This is a genomic window from Patescibacteria group bacterium (genome assembly GCA_026397045.1).
GTDB lineage: Bacteria > Patescibacteriota > Saccharimonadia > CAILAD01 > BJGX01 > JAPLVO01.
This window is the reverse complement of the sequence record JAPLVO010000022.1, coordinates 1-22,260: the sequence shown is the minus strand read 5'-3', so window position 1 is coordinate 22,260 and position 22,260 is coordinate 1. Positions and strand designations below refer to the sequence as shown.

General features: G+C 41.6%; 21 protein-coding genes. 7 read left to right on the top strand and 14 right to left on the bottom strand.

The window, feature by feature from the left end:
• The 3 genes from NT111_03590 to NT111_03580 form a co-directional block, all read left to right on the top strand.
• Nucleotides 1-221: mannose-1-phosphate guanylyltransferase (locus NT111_03590; protein ID MCX6805070.1), on the top strand; the 221-nt coding region annotated here is incomplete at its 5' end.
• Between the two features lie 7 nt (nucleotides 222-228).
• Complete coding sequence (locus tag NT111_03585; GenBank protein MCX6805069.1) at nucleotides 229-1,770, top strand: hypothetical protein; 1,542 nt, start codon at nucleotides 229-231, stop codon at nucleotides 1,768-1,770.
• A gap of 56 nt (nucleotides 1,771-1,826) precedes the next feature.
• Nucleotides 1,827-3,563, top strand: a complete 1,737-nt coding sequence (locus NT111_03580; protein ID MCX6805068.1) for a VanW family protein — start codon at nucleotides 1,827-1,829, stop codon at nucleotides 3,561-3,563.
• Between the two features lie 20 nt (nucleotides 3,564-3,583).
• Here the strand turns inward: NT111_03580 and mnmE are convergent, their stop codons facing one another.
• From mnmE to rpmH, 6 genes are read right to left on the bottom strand one after another with little or no spacing between them, the layout of a single operon-like run.
• Nucleotides 3,584-4,909, bottom strand: coding sequence for a tRNA uridine-5-carboxymethylaminomethyl(34) synthesis GTPase MnmE (gene mnmE / locus NT111_03575; protein MCX6805067.1), 1,326 nt, complete (start codon nucleotides 4,907-4,909; stop codon nucleotides 3,584-3,586).
• Nucleotides 4,909-5,349, bottom strand: coding sequence for a KH domain-containing protein (locus NT111_03570; GenBank protein ID MCX6805066.1), 441 nt, complete (start codon nucleotides 5,347-5,349; stop codon nucleotides 4,909-4,911). Before NT111_03570 ends, mnmE begins: the two co-directional genes overlap by 1 nt.
• Entirely contained in the window at nucleotides 5,349-6,209 is an 861-nt protein-coding gene (locus NT111_03565; GenBank protein MCX6805065.1) for a YidC/Oxa1 family membrane protein insertase, read from the bottom strand. Before NT111_03565 ends, NT111_03570 begins: the two co-directional genes overlap by 1 nt.
• Nucleotides 6,209-6,457: a membrane protein insertion efficiency factor YidD gene (yidD, locus tag NT111_03560; protein MCX6805064.1), complete on the bottom strand. Its 249-nt coding sequence runs from the start codon at nucleotides 6,455-6,457 to the stop codon at nucleotides 6,209-6,211. Before yidD ends, NT111_03565 begins: the two co-directional genes overlap by 1 nt.
• Nucleotides 6,454-6,789, bottom strand: a complete 336-nt coding sequence (gene rnpA / locus NT111_03555) for a ribonuclease P protein component (GenBank protein MCX6805063.1) — start codon at nucleotides 6,787-6,789, stop codon at nucleotides 6,454-6,456. The genes yidD and rnpA overlap by 4 nt, the downstream gene beginning before the upstream one ends.
• Nucleotide 6,790: 1 nt before the next feature.
• A complete protein-coding gene (gene rpmH / locus NT111_03550) occupies nucleotides 6,791-6,925 on the bottom strand; it encodes a 50S ribosomal protein L34 (protein ID MCX6805062.1) in 135 nt (44 codons plus the stop codon).
• A gap of 131 nt (nucleotides 6,926-7,056) precedes the next feature.
• Here rpmH and dnaA point away from each other — a divergent pair, with 131 nt between their 5' ends.
• The 4 genes from dnaA (at nucleotide 7,057) to NT111_03530 (ending at nucleotide 11,111) form a co-directional block, all read left to right on the top strand.
• Nucleotides 7,057-8,433, top strand: coding sequence for a chromosomal replication initiator protein DnaA (gene dnaA, locus NT111_03545; GenBank protein ID MCX6805061.1), 1,377 nt, complete (start codon nucleotides 7,057-7,059; stop codon nucleotides 8,431-8,433).
• A 284-nt stretch (nucleotides 8,434-8,717) separates the two neighbouring features.
• A complete protein-coding gene (gene dnaN, locus NT111_03540; GenBank protein ID MCX6805060.1) occupies nucleotides 8,718-9,815 on the top strand; it encodes a DNA polymerase III subunit beta in 1,098 nt (365 codons plus the stop codon).
• Entirely contained in the window at nucleotides 9,815-10,867 is a 1,053-nt protein-coding gene (gene recF / locus NT111_03535; GenBank protein ID MCX6805059.1) for a DNA replication and repair protein RecF, read from the top strand. Before dnaN ends, recF begins: the two co-directional genes overlap by 1 nt.
• 22 nt (nucleotides 10,868-10,889) lie before the next feature.
• Nucleotides 10,890-11,111: a hypothetical protein gene (locus tag NT111_03530; GenBank protein MCX6805058.1), complete on the top strand. Its 222-nt coding sequence runs from the start codon at nucleotides 10,890-10,892 to the stop codon at nucleotides 11,109-11,111.
• Nucleotides 11,112-11,116: 5 nt separating this feature from the next.
• Here the strand turns inward: NT111_03530 and NT111_03525 are convergent, their stop codons facing one another.
• From NT111_03525 to NT111_03490, 8 genes are all read right to left on the bottom strand, one after another.
• Nucleotides 11,117-11,800 carry an Ig-like domain-containing protein gene (locus NT111_03525; GenBank protein ID MCX6805057.1) on the bottom strand — a complete coding sequence of 228 codons (684 nt, stop codon included), beginning with the start codon at nucleotides 11,798-11,800 and terminating at the stop codon, nucleotides 11,117-11,119.
• A complete protein-coding gene (locus tag NT111_03520; GenBank protein MCX6805056.1) occupies nucleotides 11,797-13,884 on the bottom strand; it encodes a CHAP domain-containing protein in 2,088 nt (695 codons plus the stop codon). The genes NT111_03525 and NT111_03520 overlap by 4 nt, the downstream gene beginning before the upstream one ends.
• Entirely contained in the window at nucleotides 13,881-14,828 is a 948-nt protein-coding gene (locus tag NT111_03515) for a hypothetical protein (protein MCX6805055.1), read from the bottom strand. Before NT111_03515 ends, NT111_03520 begins: the two co-directional genes overlap by 4 nt.
• A gap of 23 nt (nucleotides 14,829-14,851) precedes the next feature.
• Nucleotides 14,852-18,250, bottom strand: a complete 3,399-nt coding sequence (locus tag NT111_03510; GenBank protein ID MCX6805054.1) for a D-alanyl-D-alanine carboxypeptidase family protein — start codon at nucleotides 18,248-18,250, stop codon at nucleotides 14,852-14,854.
• Between the two features lie 87 nt (nucleotides 18,251-18,337).
• Complete coding sequence (locus NT111_03505; protein ID MCX6805053.1) at nucleotides 18,338-20,158, bottom strand: DUF87 domain-containing protein; 1,821 nt, start codon at nucleotides 20,156-20,158, stop codon at nucleotides 18,338-18,340.
• Nucleotides 20,158-21,012 carry a hypothetical protein gene (locus NT111_03500; GenBank protein MCX6805052.1) on the bottom strand — a complete coding sequence of 285 codons (855 nt, stop codon included), beginning with the start codon at nucleotides 21,010-21,012 and terminating at the stop codon, nucleotides 20,158-20,160. Before NT111_03500 ends, NT111_03505 begins: the two co-directional genes overlap by 1 nt.
• A gap of 18 nt (nucleotides 21,013-21,030) precedes the next feature.
• Nucleotides 21,031-21,846: a PrgI family protein gene (locus NT111_03495; protein MCX6805051.1), complete on the bottom strand. Its 816-nt coding sequence runs from the start codon at nucleotides 21,844-21,846 to the stop codon at nucleotides 21,031-21,033.
• 9 nt (nucleotides 21,847-21,855) lie between these two features.
• A partial coding sequence (locus NT111_03490) for a hypothetical protein (GenBank protein ID MCX6805050.1) occupies nucleotides 21,856-22,260 on the bottom strand: 405 nt, incomplete at its 5' end.

The window sequence follows — 22,260 nt, the reverse complement described above, 5'->3', positions numbered from 1 at the left end:
TTTACGAAATACTCCGTAATGGCGAGAGTAATGTGCATAAGGGCCAAGTCTACGATATAGATAGCAAAGAAAGCCTGGTAATAGCCAATGATAAACCGATAATTACAATTGGGCTTGATAACATGATAGTGATTGATACAGACGAAGGAATATTGGTTTGTCCCAAAGACAAGTGCCAACTCGTTAAAGATGGTGTAGGCAAAATAAATAAAAAAGTATAATAAATTAGTGATTAAAAAATTTAAAAATATATTGATTAACAAAAAGCTATTCTTAATTTTAGTAATTATTTTAGGGATAACTATTTTGTTCTTGAGTATTATATCTTTTTCCTTAGGACACCAATATAATAGCGACGAAGTTCATCTACAGACCATGTTTAATAATGATTCTATATTCAGTGGTGAGGTAAAATGGTTCGGCTTGAGTTCTTTTGTGTTTAAATTACCTTTTATATATATCGCAAGAATTTTTGCAAACTATTCTAAATTTGGGATTTTTCTTCCCACACTGATGGTTAATATTATATCTGTATGCCTTTACCTTTGGGCTAGTACGTACTTTATTAAAAATTTAAAGCTATCAAAAAGTAGAATTGTCTTTCCTTTGTGGGTTCTTACACTTGGAGGCGGCTTTATTTTCTACTTATACAATCTAAATTCTAGAAATATTGAAATTGGGCTAATATTTGCGACTCTAGCTTTAACCCACAAATACATCAGCATCAATATTTCCAATAGGGCTCTTTATTTATGGGGCGCTGTTTTTTCTTTAATCTGGGGGATAATAATGGTCAGCGACAATTACTATATGTATATGTTTATAGCCCCTTTTATTATTATATCCTTCATTAACTATCTTGTATCTAGAGAGAAAAAATACCTTAAATTGCTCGCGTTGGGAATAATAAGTTTAGTTTTCTTCTATTTGTTTGAATATGTTTATGTGAAATTAAATTTCATTGATTACGAATCTACAATATCTTTTGGCACCTATAGTCAAATAACCGAGAAGATATACAGGCTTCCTGAAATACTTATAAACTTCACGGGTAATAACTTTTTTGGACAAAAAGCCACAAAGCTAAGCAGCGTCAAGTCATTAATAAACTCATTAGTATTAATTTTAGGGCTAGCTGTTTCTTTTATATCTATTAAATTTAACGATAAAAAAGGTAACTTTACGTATGTCCCTGCAATAATGATATTTGGTATATTTGTATGGTTAATATCTGATAGAAAATTCGATTACTATCTTGTGCTAACTCCATTCTTTATTGGTTTTATTTTAATGCAATATCAATTTAAAAATAATTTGATCAATAAAATAGTCATATATGTTGGCGTTGTTGCTATTCTTTTAAATACCTTGTTTATCATGAACTCATTAAAAAACAATTTAAAGATACAGCCCAAGCCAAACAGCTATAATTACGAAATTATAGAATCAATAAAAAACGAAGGATATGAATATGGGTACGCAACATTTTGGGAATCAACTATAAATACATATCTATCTAAAGATGAGGTTAAGTTTGTTCAGTCTAAATGTCTAGATGGTAAGATTGTTGTTGAGAGATGGTATTTAAGCCAAACTGATTTATACAATAATGAAAACGGCATAAATTTCTTTGTTTTTAACTCATCAGAACCGCAAGGATGCTCCAAAGAAATCATTGAAAGCCAACTAGGAGAACCTTCGAAGATTAAGATTGTGGGTAATTACTATATTTATTTGTACGATAAAAATCTATCGGAATATATAAAATAGTTATTAACAGACTTCACAAAATATTGTATAATTAGCCTGAAATAGGTGAAAAATATATGAATAAAAAGCTAAAAACCTGGTGGTCGCAATCGAAAACCTGGCATCATGTGCTACTCGGATTAGGCATGGTGGTATTTTTATTTATGTTTGGGATATTTACGGTTCGTATTTACCATTATGACAAAATAATGCCTGGTGTTACCTTGAGAGGTATTTATGTTGGGGGCTTAACAAAGCCTCAGGCCGTACTAAAATTAGATGCAGCAAGCACGGAATATGCAAGCTCTGAGGTTCAATACCTAAATAAAGGTTTGCTAAATTCGTTTAAGCCAAACGAAATAGGAGTTGGATTTAATAATGCTGCGATTGTAGATTCGGCTTTCTCGCTTGGTCGCGACAGCGATATAATTAGCGATATTGCAGCCCAAACTGCTCTGCCTTTTAGCCGAGAGGTTATAATGCAACTAAATGTCGATATCGGTGAGTTCAGTGCGGCGATGATTGGTCTGGACAAGAAAATAGCCAAGCCGAGCCAGAATGCCGGCTATAGTTTTGAAAACGGAAAACTCGAAATAATACCTGGCATTGCTGGTGAAAACATTGATATGGGATTAGCCATACTCTCGTTAACTAGGCAAATATCAAACCTCCAAGCCAATGTGGATCTTCCGATAAACTACATTACCCCGAGCTTATCGACAGAGGAACTGGTTAATCAAAAGCAAGCTGTCAGTGCCATGGTACAATTCCCAATCAAGCTAAAATATAAGGACAAGAGCTGGGTTATAAACCAGCAACAGCTCGTTAGTTGGCTGGATATTGGATCCAATAATAGCCCAGCAATAGAGGATATGATCAATCATTTCTACCCCTCTCCGCAAAATCTCGGCAGCTTCAAAATAGATGACAACGAAGTGGTAAATTACCTTAGTGTTATATCTAAAGACATCAATCAAGATCCCCTAAATGCCACTTTAGACTTTGCCAATGGATCCGTGGTGGTAACTGGTAAAAGCAGGGATGGCCAAGGGCTGAATATTGAGGCCTCCAAAAAAGCGATTCTTGATTTTATTAATTCAAATAGCGGGGAGCCCATAACCCTAGTAGTGGATGTCAAAAAGCCCGAAATTAGCGACGACAATATTGCCAGCCTAGGTATAAAAGAACTTATCGGCGAGGGAGACAGTTTTTTCCCAGGCAGCAGTCCTGCTAGACTACAAAATATTAAAGTCGGCGCTGCGCGCTACCAAGGATTAGTTCTTAAGCCCGGAGAAGTATTCAGCTTTGGCGAGATACTTGGCGATGTCGGCCCCGCCCAAGGCTACACAGAAAGTAAGGTCATACTTGATGGCAAGCAGGAGTTCCAGTACGGTGGAGGGCTTTGCCAGGTGAGCTCGACAATATTTAGAGCCGCCCTTAACGCCGGCCTACCGATTCTCGAACGAACCAACCACGCCTTCCAGGTTAGCTACTATACCCAGCCATATGGTGTACCCGGCGTGGACGCTACCATTTACTATCCGCAGGTTGACTTCAAATTTAAAAACGACACCTCCAAGCACATTCTCGTAAAGCCAGAATACAATGGTACATCTCTTAAATTTAGGCTATATGGAACCAAGGAAAAAGAAGGCAAGATAAGAGGTCCATACTTTGACTTTGGCGACCTCAATCCCAATTCCCCCAGCCAAACTAAATTCTATAGAGATATAATTGTAAATGGCCAAACCACTACAACCGATACCTTTACTACTTATTACAAGTCCGCCCTAGACTACCCATCTTCTAATTAGGCTGCTGCGACAAGTACAGCTTACTTACCAATACAAAAATTCCTAAATATAGAATTAATAATTTGAACATTAGCGTGCTCGCCCGTCAATTCACTTAGATCTTTCACGCAAGATTCCAACTCTGAGGAAATTATGTCATAGCTTAGTGATTTCAGATTGTCTGATAGGCTCGTAATAGTCAGCTCCGAACGAGTCAAAATATTGAGCTGCCTAATGGTAAGTATTTGGGTGCTTCCTGAAAGCTGTGCACCAGATAATTGAACTACTTTAGCTATTAGCTCTTTTATCCCTTTGTTTGTCTTGGCGCTAATGCATAGCTCGCCGGGAACTGACAAAATATCCGACTTTGTTATTACCTTGATTACATTTTTCTGCTCGGTTAGCCCTAAAAGGTTGTTAGATTCTAAGTATTTATTTGTTTGTTCTTGCTTATCGGCTTCAATTAAGAGTAATACAATATCTGAGCCCTTTAGAGAATCTATTGATTTCTTGATTCCCATCTTCTCGATAGAGTCAGGGCTAGTGTTGAGCCCGGCGGTATCGGTGAAGTGGAAGGTGGTACCTTCTATCTCTACAGATTCTGTTACGGTGTCGCGTGTGGTGCCAGCGATATCGGTAACTATCGATCGGTCATAGCCGAGTAGGCTATTTAGCAAGGTGCTTTTCCCAGCATTAGGCAAGCCAATAAGTGCCACATGTATGCCTTCTCGCAAGATAGGTAAGATATCTGAATTGGCCATGACTTGGCCTATTTCTTTGGCTATTAGCGATAAAGATTTAGATATATCCAGCTTAGAAATTATAGGTGTGTCTTCCTCTGAGAAGTCTAGATCTGCAGAAATTGCAGAACTCAGCTCAATAACACTAGTCCTGATTCCATTGATCTTATTGCTAAATTCGCCAGCCAATTGTCTGGTTGCTAATCTTGCTACCTGGCTGTTTTCTGATGCCACAAGCTCCATAATAGCCTCGGCTTGAGCGATGTCGATCTTGCCATTGTAGTAGGCTCGTTTACTAAATTCCCCGGGCTTGGCGGGTTCTATATGGAAGCTATAGAGAGCCTTTAGTATTTGGCCTTGTACTACCTTTGATCCATGACAGTGGATCTCGATCATTTCCTCGCCAGTGAAAGAATCCGGAGCCATAAAATAAACCAACATGGCTTGGTCTATTTTATGACCTTCATAATAAAGCCACCTAACCTTTAGGGCGTTTCGGGTTGGTGTGGTTTTGGATTTAGTAAGTAGCTTGAATGCATTAAGAGCTCCTGGGCCCGAAACTCTGATAATAGCAATTGCGGCTCTGCCTTGAGCCGTAGCGATAGCTGCGATGGTTGTATTTTTCATTATCTCTTGCGTATCACAACATGTCTGCTTTCACCCTCGCCCTCGCTGTCGGTGACGATGTCTGGCTCGTTTGCTAGCAAAGTATGAACAGACCGACGCTCAAATGAATTCATGGGTTTAAGGTGCTCTTCGTGGCCTGTGTCTAACACCTTCTGGGATAGTTCCTGGGCCAACCCTTGCACCTTCTCGACGCGTTCTTTTTTGTATCCTGCTATATCTATACCCACATAGCCTTCCTCGCCAGAAGTCCGATGATACATGTTATTTATTATAAATTGCAAAGATCGCAGGCTCTCCCCGCCTTTGCCTATTAATAATGCCGAATCTTTAGATTCGACATTTAGATAGACAGGCTCTTCGGACTGGATTATCACTTCCGATTCTACACCCATCAAGCCTAGTAACTTTTGGGTAATAGCCTTGGCGATAGTAGCGGACATTACTTCTTGCCTTTGTTCTTTGTATTAGTTTTAGCTTTAGGTTTAGGTTTAGGTTTTGCTAACTTTTTAGTAACGGCAACATCGCCACCCTTACGAATTATCTTAACAACATCCATATCTTCCATAGTGTCTACCTCTTTGCGCATTATCAGTGATTGCTGGAATATCGATGCCCCATTAGATACCACCCAGTACAGTGGTAGCGCAGCGGGGAGGCTCCAGGCTATAAATACGGTAAGGGCTGGAAAAGTATAGTTCATCATAGCGGTCATTTGTGCTTGGCTGTCTTTACTATCAGTTTTTTGCTTGCGAGGTGTCAGCATTTTTACTTGAATATACTGAGTGGCACCTGCTAAAACGGCCAAAATAGCACTTGGCTTAGCCATATTAATAACTCCTAATAATGAAGGGTTAAATTGTATTTGGCCAGAAATAATTTGCTGAATATAGCTAAGGTTTTTAACGGGCTCATATAGAAGGCTTTCGATACCGCTCACCGAACCAGTAGCCTTCTTGAACACCACAAACATCGCAATTAATATAGGAAACTGCAGAATGGTTGGCAGGCAAGCCGAAAAAGGGCTAACCTCTTTCTCTTTGTATAGCTCCATGAGCATGGCGCTTTCCTTCTTTTTATCACCTGCGGCTTTTTGCTTAACTTTGGCTATATCGCCCTGCAAGGCTTGCATCTTCTTTTGACTATGAAGCTGCTTACTGGCTAGGGGCCATAACAATAGCCTTATAACTATGGTGAATAATATTATACTTATTCCGAAATCATGACCAGGGATTATTCCATAAATAAAAAACAATGCATTAACCAAAGGAGCTATTAAAATTGTATCAAATATATTACCCATTATTTCTCCTCTTTTATAAATCTAAAATCTACTTTTGGCTTTGCCAACGGATTACATTGTACTATACGAAAGATACTTATTCCAACTCCTTTAATAGCACCGTGTTGGCTTATGGCTAGCCTGGAATACTCACTACAGGTAGGATAGTGCCTACAATATCCATAGGGATAATTAACTTTTCTGGGTCCGTGATCTGGGGATAGAGTTTTTTGGTATAGTTCTATGGATTTTATTAATAGTTTTTTCATTTAACAACCTTGCTTACTAGTTTTGATAGCTCAGAATTAAGATCTTCAGGCGTCAGCCCTGTGTAGTTTTTACGAATTAATATTATCATTTTAAAAGGCTGGTATATTCTATGGTATTGTTGCTCGATAATAGCACTGGCCCTTCGTCTAAGGTTATTGCGAACCACTGCACTCTTAGATACTTTTTTGGATACAACAAAGCCCACCTGCGAATATTCTAAATTCGAAGGAAGGTAGTATAGGGCTAGGTTTGGTGTTGAGAACCTACGACCCGTCTTATAGAGTCTCTGAAAATCGCTATTTTTGCGGAGTCGAAAAGACCGCTTCAGCATGCTAAGCAGATATCCGCGCTCGGCCCTTTAGTTTGCGTCTTTTTAGAATGGCTCGCCCGGCAGTACTAGCCATGCGCTTCATAAAGCCATGTACGCGTTTTCTGTGGCGTTTCTTTGGTTGGTATGTTCGCTTCATAACTGCCCTATTGTATAACAAATTTAAAATAATTTCAATTATCCACAGCTTATGATTATTTTTATCTTTTAACTTATAATATTGTGGAAAACACCTACCTAAGTAGTGTATAGTAGTAAAAAAGAGGGTGAATGGAAAATAAGTTACAAGCAGTTTGGGGATCTGTTTTAGGAGAGCTAGAGATAGTATTGTCTCAGGCTAACTTTCAAACTTGGTTGAAAGGAACTGAGTTGGCAGATATAGATAACAGTAAGGCGGTTGTTTATGTGCCTAATATATTCACTCGTCAATGGATCCAAGACAAGTATCATAATCAGATAATAGAGGCTATCCATAAGGTTGAGCCAGGTATAACTACCGTGGAATACACCACTAAGAAAGTAGCTAGCGTGATACCACCAAGCAGGGATGTGAATATGGTTAAATTACCCACTAAAAAGCCTAGTACCCCTAGATACCACAGCCCTTCGCAATCAACTATCGAATCTTATGGAGAATTCAGGCCGAACCAAAAATATAAGTTTAATAATTTCATAACAGGCTCTAGCAATAAACTAGCCTTCTCGGCTGCCCAATTGGTTAGTGAGAAACCAGGAGAAATGTATAATCCATTATTTTTGTACGGTCCAGCAGGTGTTGGTAAGACCCACCTACTCTGGGCGATAAGTAATGAAATATACGAGCGCCAGCCTGATTGTAAGATCCTGTATTGCACTAGTGAGGACTTTATTAATACTTTTTTAACGGCTATTCGTCGTGGCGAGAAGTTCACAGACAAATACCGGCGTGTTGATGTACTATTGATCGACGACATGCAATTTATAGCTGGTAAGGAAAAAACTCAGGAGGAATTCTTCCACACCTTCAATGCCCTCCATCAGTATAATAAGCAGATAGTCCTTTGTAGCGACAGACCCCCGAAAGATATACCTACCCTAGAAGAGCGCCTTAGATCTAGGTTTGAATGGGGCATGGTGGCGGATATCCAGCCGCCTGATTTTGAAACCCGCGTTGCGATACTTATGAACAAAGCTAACTCGCACGAAATAGAGCTTAATATGCAGGTAGCCGAATTTATAGCCACGCACATAGATAATAATATACGCGAATTGGAAGGAGCCCTAACAAAAGTTATTGCCCATTCTAGATTGCACGGTGAAGTTATTGATCTCGCTAGTGCCCAAGATGTTTTGGGTATGTATTTATCCAAAACCCAGGTTAAGGTCAATGCCAAGGTAGTATTACAAAAAACGGCCGACTACTATGAAATTAGCTACAACGATATCGTGGGCATTAAAAGATCCCGAGAAATAGTCGTGCCTCGCCAGATAGCGATGTTTATTATGCGCGAGGAGCTCGGTATGAGCTTTCCGAGGATTGCAAAGAGCTTAGGAGGGAAAGATCACACCACTATAATGCACGGGGTTAAAAAAATTAACACTCAGGTGGCGAGGGATAGTGTGATGAGCCAAGATATTCAATCAATAAAGAAATTGTTGGTAGCTTAGTATATGTGTATAACTATGTGTAAAAAGAGTGGGTATCTTGTGCAGAATTTATTACTTGTGCACAATAAATACACACTTGACGAACTGAGTCTTATCGATATTGTTAGTAACTGGGGTTTTGTACAATATTTATTAGCGACTTTTAACAAACTTATACATAGGCTAATTAGCTTTACTATAGGCATAATAAGCACTTATACACTCAATCCACAGGAACTATTACTATTACTACTATCTATTAAATTAAATATAATAAATAAGACAGTTAAGAAAGGGAGGTTAAATTGAAAGTTGCCGTAAGAGTTAAGAATTTATTAAAAGCAGTTAATATTTGTTCTAGATTAGTAGGAAGCAGATCTAGCCTCGAAGTTCTTGGTAATATTTTAATAGAGACAGATAAAAATGTTCTAAAGCTAAGCTCCACTAATCTGGATCTAGCCATTACAACCAAATTAGGAGCCAAGGTAGAGAAAGAAGGTAGGATATCTATACCAGCTAGGCTGCTGGGCGAGCTGGTGGGCTCTATCTCGGAAGACACCCTGCAGCTCATAGCCGATGACAGCAAGATGACTATCAAGGGCAGCAGTATTCATAGCCGACTAAATGGCGTATCGGCCACCGAGTTCCCTACCCTACCCAAACTTTCTAGCAGTAAATCAATCAGCTTTAATTCTGAAACCCTAAAATCGAGCCTAGAAAAAGTACTAGCTAGCGTTAGTTCGGATGAGTCCAGGCCCGTTTTGGCAGGTATTTATTTTAGTGTCAATGATAAGCAGATGGTTTTGGCAGGTACTGACAGCTACAGGTTGTCCGAGGTAAAAATAGTAGTTACAAATACCGATACAATTAGCTGTATAATTCCGGTTAAAACGGTGTCGGAGTTACTAAGATTGATATCCTCAGAAGAAGCAAGCAAGGTAGATATAATGATCGGCGAATCTGAAATATGCTTTATCGTAGGTGAAAGCCAGCTAATATCACAGCTCACCGAAGGAAAATATCCTGATTACAAAAAAATAATACCTGAAAAAACTACCACCACCATAGAGTGCGATAAAGACAAACTACAGGAAGCAGTTAAGATAAGCTCTGTATTCGCCCGCGAGAGTTCTCATGGAATAGCCCTCAAGGTGGTTAAAAATGAACTAATAATAGATGCCCAAACCAGTGATGTAGGCGAAAATACTGTTAACTTAGATATTAAAAAGTCGGGCCAGGACACATCTATTAATATAAATGCCAAATACATAACTGATATATTAGCCGTGATCCAGGATAAAACAGTGAATATCGGCTTTAATGGTAAGCTCGATCCCCTACTAATTACTCCTAAATCTAAAGATAAAAAAGAAATACATATTATTATGCCACTGCGTAGCTAATGATAAATAATGTAAAACTAACCAATTTTAGATCACACCAATCCCTAGGTATAAGCATAGACCCAAGGACCACCGCGATAATAGGCCGCAATGCCAGCGGTAAAACAAACATTCTAGAATCTATATATTATGGATTTATAACTAAATCCTTCAAGGCTACCCAAGCCAGCCTCATTAACAGAGACAGCGACTTTAGCAAAATTAATATTAGCTATCATATCGATAAGGATTACGATATAGAGTACCGCATAAAAAAAACCCTCAACAGTGCTTCTAGAACAATTACCATAAATAAGATAAATAAAAAACCATCCGAGGTTCTGGGTATACAGCCAGTTGTTATATTTGTTCCAGATGATGTTAGGATAATAACCGATGGGCCACAGCTAAGGCGGAATCTCTTGAATAGCATAATTATACAGGTATCTAAACCCTACCTAGTAGCCCTTAATAAATTTCAAAAAGTGTTAAATCAGCGCAATAAACTCCTCAACGGCCTAAAACACGGCTTGTCTGGGAATAAAGACCAATTATTTATATACAATCTACAGCTAGCTGAGCCTATAGAAATAATATATCAACACAGGGACATGCTAATAAAATTTATCAACTCCGTTATTGGCCAACACTACTCCGCTATCAGTGGTAATAAAGATAATGTCAGGCTGGAATATTTAAGCACCTTACCCAAAAACAAAGAGGATATATTAAAATCACTAGAAGATAGCACCAATGAAGATATTAGGATCGGCTTTAGCTCTAGGGGCCCACACAAAGATGAAGTATCGATTAGTCTTAATGGCTATAAGGTGCGAGATTCTTTGTCACGCGGGGAAAACAGATCGTTGGCTCTGTCTATTAAGCTTAGCGAGATAGACTATATAAAGATCAATAATAGTAACCCTCCCCTGCTGCTATTAGACGATGTCCTAAGCGAACTTGACCATGAAAGGCAGCAACACCTGCTTGAGCACACAAAAGGCCAGCAGACGATACTTACGGCCACTGACATGGCCGATAATATTAGCGGCTATAAAATAGTAAATATATAAAATGGAACATATTGGCGACAATTTGAAATCCAGTAAATATTCATCTATCTATTCTAAATCCCAAGAACTAGCTAGAATCAAGGAAGACATCATTAAGACCACCGGCTTTGAGCCCAAATCTGTGATGATTAAGAATAACTTTTTGATTATAAAGGCCAATAACGATTACGAGGCCGTTGAATTGAGGATGTGTATCGGCACTCTAAGCCGTAACAGTAAGTATATTATCAAGATTACTAGCTGATAGTGCTATTCAATAATATATTCGAATTGGTAGTCGTTTGGATCGATGTCGTTAGATATCAGGTACTGTTTGGCTTGCTCTTTATATCTATCAATGGCGATATTTTCGCCCTCCCTAATATCTGCCAAAGACAGCGTTATCACTACTCTTATAATTAGATCGCCAGAAGCGTTATAAAAAGTATTCATACTTATATTGGGATTATTATATGGCAGTACTAGTATTATCGGATCGTCTATATTGCCCTTGTCTGTCTGAGACTGTAGCTGCTGTTTCTCATCTTTACTCAAGTCTTTCTCCGAAACATAACCCGTGGTGAACTTGAAGGGGTAAAGACTAATAGTGGAATTATCGACAGACACTATATTTCTTAATATCACAGTGTAAGATTTATTATTTTCGGTATTTTTTAAGTCTATAGATATTTTGTTTTTATCTATACTATAGTCACTAATGATATCGCCCTCAGCAACAATAGTTATATTTTTAGGGTCGTTTTTGAGTTCTTTATTGAAATATATATAAATTGTATTACTACCGGTATTTACTTTGCTATTGTTTGCAGGCGTTGTACCTGTCACTCTAAAAACAAGTAAGCTCCAGCTGAAATATATTATAAATAAAGCAACCAAAATAACACTTGCAGCTATAAGTGGTTTTTTAAAGCGGTTAATTGTATCTGGTATCATTTTGGTTTTCCATATCCTGTTATATATTCTGCGTCTAGGGTTACATCTTGGTTTTTAACTTGATTACTTTCATTTCCGCCGACAGTATTTATGACATTACCGTTTACTGAAACTACTATATTGGCGTGGCTAGGAAATGGTGCTTTACCTTCATTGTATATTATTATATCGCCCGGTACGGGTATATAACCCCTTCCCTTATTATGCCATTCCCCATTATTTTCTAAAAATCCCTGTAGTGCAGCAACACTGCTAATGCCGTTTCCTGGTAGAGATTGGCCAGCCTTAGTGAATATGTAGTTAATGAAATTAACACACCAAGACCCCTCTACGAAGTATTTTGGAAAGCCATCTATACCCAATTTGCCATTCCTCAATTTGAACTCCTCCAGGGCTGTATCTGGAATGTTATTATTTAATCCCCCGGTTTCTCCGTCTCCAGTATTATTGACGCAGGATTGCTCAATTCCAGTCGATTCCGAGAAGACGCCACCTTTTGTTAATCCAATAGAGGTTATAAAACCGGGCTTATTTACAGTCCTACCTTCTGCTTGATCTCTTACCACCCCACCACCTGGCAATGTACCCCAGTTAGGCCCCCATGGCATTGGCAGCTTATAGTTAGTGGTATTAAATCCAGCCCAGACATAAGCGTTTGTTTTTAAGTCGGCCCCGGGGTAAACACTGCCAGATTTATACCTTATTCCTATCAAGGCTAGCTCGTCGAGTGGGAGGTTGGAGCCTTTGTCGCCATTGATACTAGGGATGATGAAATATTTTAGCGCGTCTTGGGCTTGCTTGGTAACTTCTTCTCCAGTAAGCGGACGGCCCGGATTATACAGAGCATCGTTTGGGTTGCCACCCTTCTTTGCAAGCAAGCTTCTGTTCATTTGAAATATTCCGGCATAGCTTGTATTACCTGTCGGGTTACTTTCTGCTAGGCTAGATTCTAAATCATGTATTGCTGGTAATATCTCCCAATCTTTTAATCCTTCATTTTCTGCAGCCTTTTTGTAGTAAGGTGCTAATTTGTTTATGCTTTCTTTCAGCTGGGCATTATATTTTTCGACTGCGGCAGGGTCTGGGCTAAAACTAGCCCAGGTACCACCACCAGCCCCTGTATCTGTTGTAGTTGTGCTTGTGTCGGAGCTGTTCTTGGCAGATCCAGAGCTGTTAGCGCCGGACTTAGTTAGGCAACTGCAGGAATCTTTTATAGAGGTGTCACTTGCTGTCGAATTGTCAGGAATTGTAGCCGAGCCTACACTAGGCCCACCAGTGCCCAGCTTTGTGAGGTCTATAGCGCCATCCGATCGCCTAGCTATTTCGTTAGATATTTCTATAGTTGTTTTGGCGTACCCTATTGGGTCGTTACCGTCGCTTGCGGGTGCGTAGGCGGGTAAATCCTGGCCGCCTGCATAGAATGTAACAAGGCCGTTATCTAAATTATTTTTGTATCTACGGGCAATATACTGAAAAATGTCATCGGGTTCACTCACACCGCCAGAAGCTGGGAATTTATTAGCGTACAAGCTAAGCTGGAAATTATCCCACTTATACCACAGCCTATCGTTACGGACGCCACCTATAACATTTGGTTGTTTATTTGTTGCAGTTCTACCAAACGAATTATTAGACCCCTTGCTAGTACCAGAGCCCACGGTGCCAAATCCAGTTTCTTTTTGAGCCCCCGATACTGCTAGTAAAGGGTTGATGCCAGCCCTAATACCCCCCTGCACAAAATATTTACCCAAGCCGTTAAGGGGGGAATTCGGCTTTTTTTCTTTGATATAGTCATCGATAGTGGTGGCCAACTTATTGGCATCTTTTATGAAAGGTAGCCTTAGAGGATAATCTTTGCTTTCACCAGATATTGCATTGGCATCGACCGAACCCTCTAAGCCAGTAGTTGTTTTATTTGTGGTCGAAACACACGCCGTAGGGTCAAACCAAGGGGTTTTTTCTATGATAGACCGCTGGCTTTTACCAGTTGGGTCGCTTCCCTTCTCATTACTCAACGCCAGGCTAGCTGGTGAAGCCGAGGCGAATAGGACTATCGCGGTTACTATAATAAGCATTTTTTTCATAGTTGTATATCCATTATCCTACCATCTATTTGGATGTAGAGAGCCCCATCGGCATAATAAATTTGGGAAATATCCGATGCTTTAAGGTTGTTCTGCTTTAATGCGCTAGCTAGATTTAAGGTTTTTACTTTTTCAACCCGCGAGTTGGATAGCTTAATAGAGCTAATTGTCATTTCATCGCCCTTAATGCTATAAAAAAACTGATCATCGCTATCGCTAGATGTTATCTGACTCTCGGTAATGCCTAGCTTGGTGTTGGTTTGAACGCCTTCTTTATTTATAATCACCAGATTGTCGTCTAAATCATTGTAGAGCATGAAATCCCCCACCACCCAAGGAAAAGTGTCTTCCTGGAAAGATTTTATTTCCAGGGTTTTGAATTTAGCACTAGCCTTATTTACTACCTCCCAGGCAAGGAAAGGGTTTTCGGGGGTTTCAGGTAGGAGGCTACCGAGTATGATACCGGCATAGGACTTAAAAGAATTGTAGGGAAGCTGGGTGTAATCTATATTTAGCGATTCCGAATATATTACAGATGAATCACCATTGTTTGTTACAAATTTCCCGGAATTGTTTTGCCAAAAAAAGAAATCATACATTTTATATTCTTTGGTGGTATTGTTTTTGATGTCAAATATGTAGGCCTTCATTTTACTGTTATCATTTTTGTAATAATATATTTTGCTTTTATCCCTGGAGGCCAAAGCGTATACTATGTCGGTATCTAGAATCTGGATCTCGTATTCGCTACCTCGGATGGGCCGTTTAATGAGCTGCCCAGAGCCAACATAGAATATAGACTTATCAATACTCAGTATCTGGCTGGAGTTATTAATAGGTAAAAAGCCAATCTTATTGCTTCCAATAGTATTTAGTATTAGTAGTAAAATAATCACCACTGCGGCTGAGGATAATATTATTAGTGTTAGTTTGTTTAATTTCATGTTAAATTATATCCTTTCCTTTACTATGGCCCACACCTGTTAGCGCTAGGCAGAGCATCCCAGTGCCAGGCCTCAGTGGCGTATTGCTTGAAGCCGTAATTAATTGAGTTGGCTCTTAGCCATTGGTATGCAGGGCTAGAATTGGTTGCCCTATTGGAACAGGTAGCATTCTTTCTGTACCCTTCCATATTATCAAAATCTATAGCAACACCCGCCTGGTGAGGAGAGGTCCCGGGTCGGGCAACTCTTTGCGGGTCTCGGCCATATCTAGCCCACAAGACTTCTTGGCTAGCCATAGACCGGAAGCTACTTATAGCTTTGAGGTTAATGCCAGCTGCCTTGGCGTCCTCGGCAAGCTTGTACCAGGCCCCAGAAACTCTAGAATTAACAACTACATGGCCGTCTGCACCTGGTGTAGGGAATTGACCACCCGGGTTATCGGACTTCCCTATACTTGGGATATTAGATACAGAACACATCCTGGACTCTGTTTTTACACCCTTCAGGTAGGCATCTTGAATGCCAATATCTTTAGTACCCGCAGCGCAGGCCACACTAACTGTTTCGGCGTATGGATCACCAACAATAGCTCCCCCAGCCGTGCTAGTAGCAGTTGCATTTTCATTAGCTTCGCCATTTGGATTTTGGTATATGGAATCTGTTTTTTCAGTGCTGCTTAGCTCGACCATTAGGTCGGCTATACTATTAGCATAAAGGTAGTTGCGATATTTTTTAGCTAGTAGTAGCATACCGTCTGTTCCAAGTTCATCCCCAAAGGTGTCCCTGACTAGTTTCTTGCGATCGCGTTCATCTAGAATCAAATCAGTATCTGGATTTAAATAAATCTCACAGGCTATGAAGGCTCTTTTTTCATCCTTGATATCTTTCCTATCTGCGTAGTCCTCATATTCAATTATGTCTGCCATTGCTGGGTAATACGGGTAGCCAGCCCCATCTCTTACTTTTCGGTTTCCTAATTCACCATCGTCGCCTACTACCTTAAGGCGCAAAAAGTAGGCCTTTGAGGGTATATTGCTTTTAGAGCATGCTTCAAAATATCTCAGTGCTCGTTTTTGATCATAGGTGCCACTTTCCTGCATTTTTTGTATATCGTCAGAATTGGCTATTTGGTCTGGCACGAAATCGCTCTCAGGAATCCCAACAGTATCGACTCTCATATAGGCATCGCCAATATTACTAGCCGCAAAGGCTTGGGTATTTTTGCCCAAAGCCAAGTAGCTAAACGAAGAGTGTAGATCGGCAATCATCTTTATAGGGTTACCAACACTAGCAATAAAATCCCCGACTCGAGTGTTGAGCTCGCCTGTCGTCCGGGGTGTCTCGTATTGGATTGTGTTGGCTAGCGATCGAATGTTGTCCTTTCCGTATAGTCTGTAGGCCAGGCCGTTTTTACTTTCGATTTCACGGCTGGTATTCTCAGTTTTAAGTGCCAAGCTATTAGACTCTTTGGAATTCAAGAATCTACCCCCAATACTCATCATGTATTGGTTTGAAAGCCCCCTGAAGCCCTGGGACATGTTATTGAAATTATTAGGTCCAGGCTCCAGCCCAGATATTGCCGATCCACCGATCATCCTTATTACGCCCTGCATGAGCTGCCGATCTCCGAAACCTTCAGGACTTTCAAAACCTCCGTTAGACTGTGAAATAATGGCATCTTTGAGAGTATTATAATTATTTTCTATTGTGCTCCTATCTGCTTTGCCTATTTCGCCAGCGCAATATTCCCTGGTATCATAAAGAATAGATAGGGCGTTTTGGTAGTTAGCCCCATAGGAAGTGTTGCTGAGGGATTCGGGATTGGCCTTTTTACCTGTTTGCCTACTATAGACATTTTGAGCATAGGCCGTGGAGGACACCCAGCCGTCAAGCTGCCTGAGGGTGTCTCCTGTCTCCTCATTAGATACCAAGCCAAGCTCTCGGGTGGAAGAAAGAGTGTTCCACTTGACACCGGAGCGCTGGCCAGTATTAAGACGGCCATCTATGCCCTTCCTGATATTATTGGCACCAGTTTTAAGACTGCCATCTTTGTTCTTCCTATCAAGGGGGCCAAAGTAGCCCTGCGCGAAGGCACACATGGTTCTTACTTGGTCGACATCTCCGAAAGTAAAGTCTTCATCCACAGCATACACAGCATTGGGGTCGGTATTATTTTTAAGCACTTCGCGTACCTTAGCGACATACTCATTAATCTTAGGAACATCGCTTTCGGGGTTCTGCTCGGCTTTGCTAGTTATTCGTCCGTAAGTTTTATCGTGAGTATATTTGGCCCTTTCTTCTCTGGTCGAATTCTTAGGGTAATTTTTGACATCGGCATAGCTTAGGAATGTATCACTGAAGGAGTTAACCTCTCTAGCAGCTTGGCTTCGTACCATCATATTGTATAGGGGCATAGAATTTATTATGCAGTATCCAGTCAGGTAATTGTCATTGGACACCTCCTGGCCCTTATTATCGGTTGCTTTGTCTAGAACATTTACAGTCTTGCCGCCTGGGCCTATCAATGTCTTGGTGGTGTAGCTAATAGGGCAGCCGGGCTTCTGAGTTGTTTGATATTGTGCATTTTTAAGATCAATTCTGCTTATCTTGTCTTCCAGAGAGCCAGCCACAGGAGGCTTAGCATCTGGGGCGGCGATTGCGGATCCAGATTTATATTCGACATAGCCGTATTTTTTTAAGGTTTCTTCTTGGCTAAAAATATTTTTTCCAAGACCGGCTGCTGCCTGTAATGCAAACTCTCTTATTTTAGGATCAGATACAACCTGGGATATGAATTTTGTTGGATTAGCAAATGCATAAACAACTATTACTACCAAAATAGAAACCATCACTATAGGCAAGACTGCAATTAGCCCCACCCACTTGAGATTTTCTTTTTTTAGGGCCTTTTCGACAAATTTACCAACTTTGGCACCAACTACCAACCCAACGCCGGTGGCATCCACTGCCGTGGTTACGCCCTTCCCTACTGCTTTTCGGCCTACCTCACCAGCTGCCCCCGCAGCTCCTTTTTCTTGGTAGGCTTTTTTTACATCATCGGCATCTTCTTTTCCTGGTACCCCTGTGGTGGCTTTGGCAACTGATTTGGCGTCTTTTATTCTCTGGGAAGCATTGGATGCTTTATCTTTAGCCCCTTGCTTAAATTTTTCTGCCCTAGAAGGCCCACCCGATGGGTTTGTTTCTGGGTTTTCTTCAGCCGTTGGGCCGCTTGGATCTTTCGGAGCATCTGGCCCAGCCTGTGATGCATTTACCCTTTCGGATTGCTGAGGCCCACCACCCACATTTGGAGCTGGGCTACCATTTGGGCTGGACTCTGGAGCCTTGCTGGGGGGAGTTTTAGCCGTAGTGGGTTTTTTTGGAGGCGTAGCAGCACCGCCAGGTTTAATTTCAGAGACAGCCATTGTTGTACTTATAAATCATATTAATTCTAATTGTAGCAAAATTTAGTTTGAATTTATACCGCCGGTGCTTAGTAAATACAATTCTAGCTATTCATCCGAGACATCAGCGCTCATTTGCTGCTGCTGCATTTGTCGCTCTAGCAAGGCCTGTGGGTTGGTAGTGATAATTTGTTCTTCATTGGGTGAACCTAGTATTTTTAGAACCACATGGCTGAGGCCAGCAAAGAACAACCCTTCGCCGACAGGGAATTGTGTTAGGCGCTTGGTTTCTTCTTGAGTGAGTTTAAAGGTATCGGACACAATATCTACGGCAGCCGGACTTTGCTTGAGCAAAAGCTGCAAACTCGAATTGTACACGATAGCACGGCCAAGCCTGGTGCTCAAGAAATCCTCCACATCCTGTGAAATAGTAGTCAGGCCAAGGTAGTATTTTCGGGCTCGCTTGGCGATAGAAAACATGAACATAGCCGAGTCTTGATACTGTAGAAGCTGCCAGGCTTCATCCACCACCAGCAAGCGCTTGCGTTTGTCTGTCTTGACCTTATTCCATATGTAATTAAGTGTTATATACATACCTATTGGCCGCAGTTCATCCTCCAGATCTCGGGTATTGAAAACCACAAAGCTGCTATTAAGGTCGACATTACTCTGCTCGGAGAATATTCCAGCAAAAGTACCCTCTGTGAAGCGTCTTAGGCGAGCTGCGAGATTCGGCCCATTGCCCCCCATGGAGTTGAGCACATTGTAAAGATCAGACATAACTGGCGGCAAAGCACCATGTGTTAGGGGGTCGTTGGTGATACCCTTTTCGGCGTAGGTATTTATTAGTGCCAAATCAAGGTCGGCTTGCTCTGCAGGAGACATTTGGCCAGTCATAAGCCTTAGTAGGCCGTGCAGCATTATGATATTGGCCCTAAGGGCGTTATCGGCTTCCTCGGCATCAATTGTCCTGGGGATATCGAACGGATTAATACGAGTATCGCTGGCCAGGCTAAGATGAAGAAAACTACCGCCAACGGCATCACACAGGGTTTGATACTCATTTTCTGGATCAATAATTATTATTTCTATACCCATCATCAGGGATCGCAAGCATTCGAGCTTAATAGCGAAACTTTTGCCAGCACCAGATTTGGCAAAGACCACCATGTTGGCATTCTCGAGGCTGAATCTATCGAATAACACTAAGCCATTATTTGTTCTATTAATCCCGTACATTATGCCTTCGTTCCTACTAAGATTGGCAGTGGTGAAAGGAAAACTTGTAGATATCGCGCCAGTGTCCATGTTTCTGCTAATTTTGAGCTGATCAGTGCCAGTTGGCAAAGTGGAATTAAAACCTTGCTCCATCTGGATGGTAGCCGGCTTGGAATATATCAGGCTAGATCCTAAGACACTTTCTATTTTGCGGCCGACATCATCTAGGCCCTTCTCGTCGTTACCATACACAGTCAGGTACAGACCGAACCTAAAAAAGCGATCTTCTCCCACCTGAAGTTTATCCCGAAGCTCCTCGGCATCGTTAATTTGCGCCTCTAGCTGGGGATCCCTGACTTTTCCCTTCTCTTGGTTTATGGTGTTGCTGGCTTCCAGCTGACCGACTTTCTTTTTGAGGTTATTTAGTACCACTTGGCTCTCGACAGGCTCAATATTGAGGCTGATATCGACTATTTCGTCGAGGTTTATGATTGGCGATAGCCAGCCCGTAAAAAGCGTTCGGGGATAGCCAAATACAAAGTAGGTTCTGGCGTAGCGTCGGCCTATCTTGATAAAACTACTCTGTACTTCGAAGCTGCTGGGGGCTATAACATCTCGCAGGGTAGTAACGCCCTGCCGATAAGCCATGTCGGCCTGGATTTGGGCAGTGTTTTGCACGGGTTGAGCAGATTTTTTGTTACCAAAAGCCATTATACGGCCCCTCCTTGTGGAATTTGCGGGTCAGTTGTTTGTGTGGAGTTTGCGGATGCGTAAAGATCTTGAGGCTCGGGTTCTCTGGCTTGTGGTAGTTGCTGCGCTGGGTTCCCGCCTTCTCGGGTAACTACAGGCACAACCATTTCGGCGGTGTTACTTAGGGTCTGCTGCTGCGATTCCTCGACATTGTAGGATCCATAGTAGAGTTCAATAATTTCTTGGGTCTTAAGAACAGCCGAACGAACTCCGATCGAGGCCAAGCCTTGAGCAACAGATGCAGTCCTCTGCGAAAGTTCGCGCTTGCGAGCTTCGAATTGTGCCGAGCTTTGCACGACATCCTTGGGGGCAGAAAGCGTACCGGCGAGCTGCTTGAATACATTGTCTTTGGCTAGCTCCGCCACGAAGTAAGGTACAACCACGAAAAAGCGTTTATCCATAATATTCACGCTCGTAAGGAGATCTCGGATGTTAAAAATATAATCTTCCATCAGCCCTGCCAGCAACGGATTAGTTTGGTCTGCGAGCTTTTGATCGAGCTCAGCAAGGTAGCCATCTAGGTCTATCTTGCGGGATTGGACGCTGATCTGGATGGGGAAATGTAGGCCATTAAGAAACCCCTGATAGGCATATTCTATAGATTCCTTCTCGCTCGGGCTTTTAAGGTCGTAATTGGTGGGAGAACACATCACTATCATGCGCAGGCTGCCATCACGCATAATTACGATTCCATCTCTGATTTCTGCAAAGTTAAGATGCCCCTGGGTGCTCAGCTGAGCACTCTTGGCTTTTTTAGGAGGAGTAGTACTGTTAATATACTCGCGTTGGGCTGGATTTATCTGGCTGGGTTGCATTTTATAATTTGGCCATTGTTAGTTAATGGTGGCGGGTTGTCCTTCTTGAAGGATATTTCCACTAGCCTGCTTGGCTATTTGCTGGACGGTTAAATTTCCACTTTGAAGCATGGCCTTTTTTATTATAACACTTGGAGTTTGTGGTTGGGCTGTATTTTGTGATATATTTTGCCGCACCGGGCCCTGACCGAGCCCTGACTGGACATTTTGTAGAGCCTGCTGATGAATATCGGCCTCGACATTTTCTAGCATTTGATTTACATCTTTATTGTGAGTATTTGAGCCATCTAGCACATCTTCTTGGGTGGTCATCTGGGGGTTGCCTTGTTGGTCGCCTATTTTCATGGCCACCATTGATGGGTCGATGATTCGTTGGCCATATAGCGCAGCTTCATTGGTGTTGTCTGGAAGCTGTACGGTGGGGTCTTTTTGGGCTCCGTGGGTGTCCATTATAAGCGACAACTGCCTGAGGCTGCCGCGCGATACTGATTTGTCCAAAAATATCTCTGTTACAACCTCGGACTGCTTTATAAGCTCATCCTGCGAAAGATCCTTGCTCCACACTCTGGTGCGGGGCACGAACAGGAACTGCACATAAGCAATAAAGTAGTTCTCGAAGCTCTGTTCTTGTCTGCGACCAAAACCCAGTAGTAAAAATAGTCCTGATACAGGCAGAATAGCCGCCACCGTAACGACCACATTGAAAATAAGGATTCGCCACATCAGAGCAGCCCAGAGTATGGCTATAACTACATATATAAGCTGCCGTAATGACAGTGGCCCCAGCAGCTTGTCTTCGGCCTCTACATCTTGTGGTACTTTGTATTGTCCCATATTAGTTGCCTATAGTTCGAAAGTATTCGTACCAGAGTAACCAGCAGGGTTAACGCTAGCAGTAGCAGGAGTAGCAGGAGTAGCAGCAGTAGCAGGAGTAGCAGCAGTAGCAGGAGTAGCAGCAGTAGCAGGAGTAGCAGCAGTAGAACTCACCACTTTAATACCCTTCATAGCTGCTAAGAATTTAGCATCTGTTTTTTGCCTAAGAGTACTACCAGGAGCATTAAACGCCGTATGAATATTCGCAAGGTTTTTAGCAGCGGCAGATCCACTACCCTGACTATTAACATAATCGACATAGCGAAACGCCGTCTTGCTATCCATAGCAGCGAATTTGTCGGCGCTAATGGTGTCAAAGGCACCCCCAGCGTCGTCCTTTACAAGATCCGGGGCCTTTGTCGCAGCATCAGCAAT

Excerpts from the sequence above, each read along its gene's own strand:
- NT111_03580 (MCX6805068.1), top strand. The coding sequence starts at position 1,827 with ATGAATAAAAAGCTAAAAACCTGGTGGTCGCAATCGAAAACCTGGCAT.
- mnmE (MCX6805067.1), bottom strand. The coding sequence starts at position 4,909 with ATGAAAAATACAACCATCGCAGCTATCGCTACGGCTCAAGGCAGAGCC.
- NT111_03570 (MCX6805066.1), bottom strand. The coding sequence starts at position 5,349 with ATGTCCGCTACTATCGCCAAGGCTATTACCCAAAAGTTACTAGGCTTG.
- NT111_03565 (MCX6805065.1), bottom strand. The coding sequence starts at position 6,209 with ATGGGTAATATATTTGATACAATTTTAATAGCTCCTTTGGTTAATGCA.
- yidD (MCX6805064.1), bottom strand. The coding sequence starts at position 6,457 with ATGAAAAAACTATTAATAAAATCCATAGAACTATACCAAAAAACTCTA.
- rnpA (MCX6805063.1), bottom strand. The coding sequence starts at position 6,789 with ATGCTGAAGCGGTCTTTTCGACTCCGCAAAAATAGCGATTTTCAGAGA.
- rpmH (MCX6805062.1), bottom strand. The coding sequence starts at position 6,925 with ATGAAGCGAACATACCAACCAAAGAAACGCCACAGAAAACGCGTACAT.
- dnaA (MCX6805061.1), top strand. The coding sequence starts at position 7,057 with ATGGAAAATAAGTTACAAGCAGTTTGGGGATCTGTTTTAGGAGAGCTA.
- recF (MCX6805059.1), top strand. The coding sequence starts at position 9,815 with ATGATAAATAATGTAAAACTAACCAATTTTAGATCACACCAATCCCTA.
- NT111_03525 (MCX6805057.1), bottom strand. The coding sequence starts at position 11,800 with ATGATACCAGATACAATTAACCGCTTTAAAAAACCACTTATAGCTGCA.
- NT111_03520 (MCX6805056.1), bottom strand. The coding sequence starts at position 13,884 with ATGAAAAAAATGCTTATTATAGTAACCGCGATAGTCCTATTCGCCTCG.
- NT111_03515 (MCX6805055.1), bottom strand. The coding sequence starts at position 14,828 with ATGAAATTAAACAAACTAACACTAATAATATTATCCTCAGCCGCAGTG.
- NT111_03510 (MCX6805054.1), bottom strand. The coding sequence starts at position 18,250 with ATGGCTGTCTCTGAAATTAAACCTGGCGGTGCTGCTACGCCTCCAAAA.
- NT111_03505 (MCX6805053.1), bottom strand. The coding sequence starts at position 20,158 with ATGGCTTTTGGTAACAAAAAATCTGCTCAACCCGTGCAAAACACTGCC.
- NT111_03500 (MCX6805052.1), bottom strand. The coding sequence starts at position 21,012 with ATGCAACCCAGCCAGATAAATCCAGCCCAACGCGAGTATATTAACAGT.
- NT111_03495 (MCX6805051.1), bottom strand. The coding sequence starts at position 21,846 with ATGGGACAATACAAAGTACCACAAGATGTAGAGGCCGAAGACAAGCTG.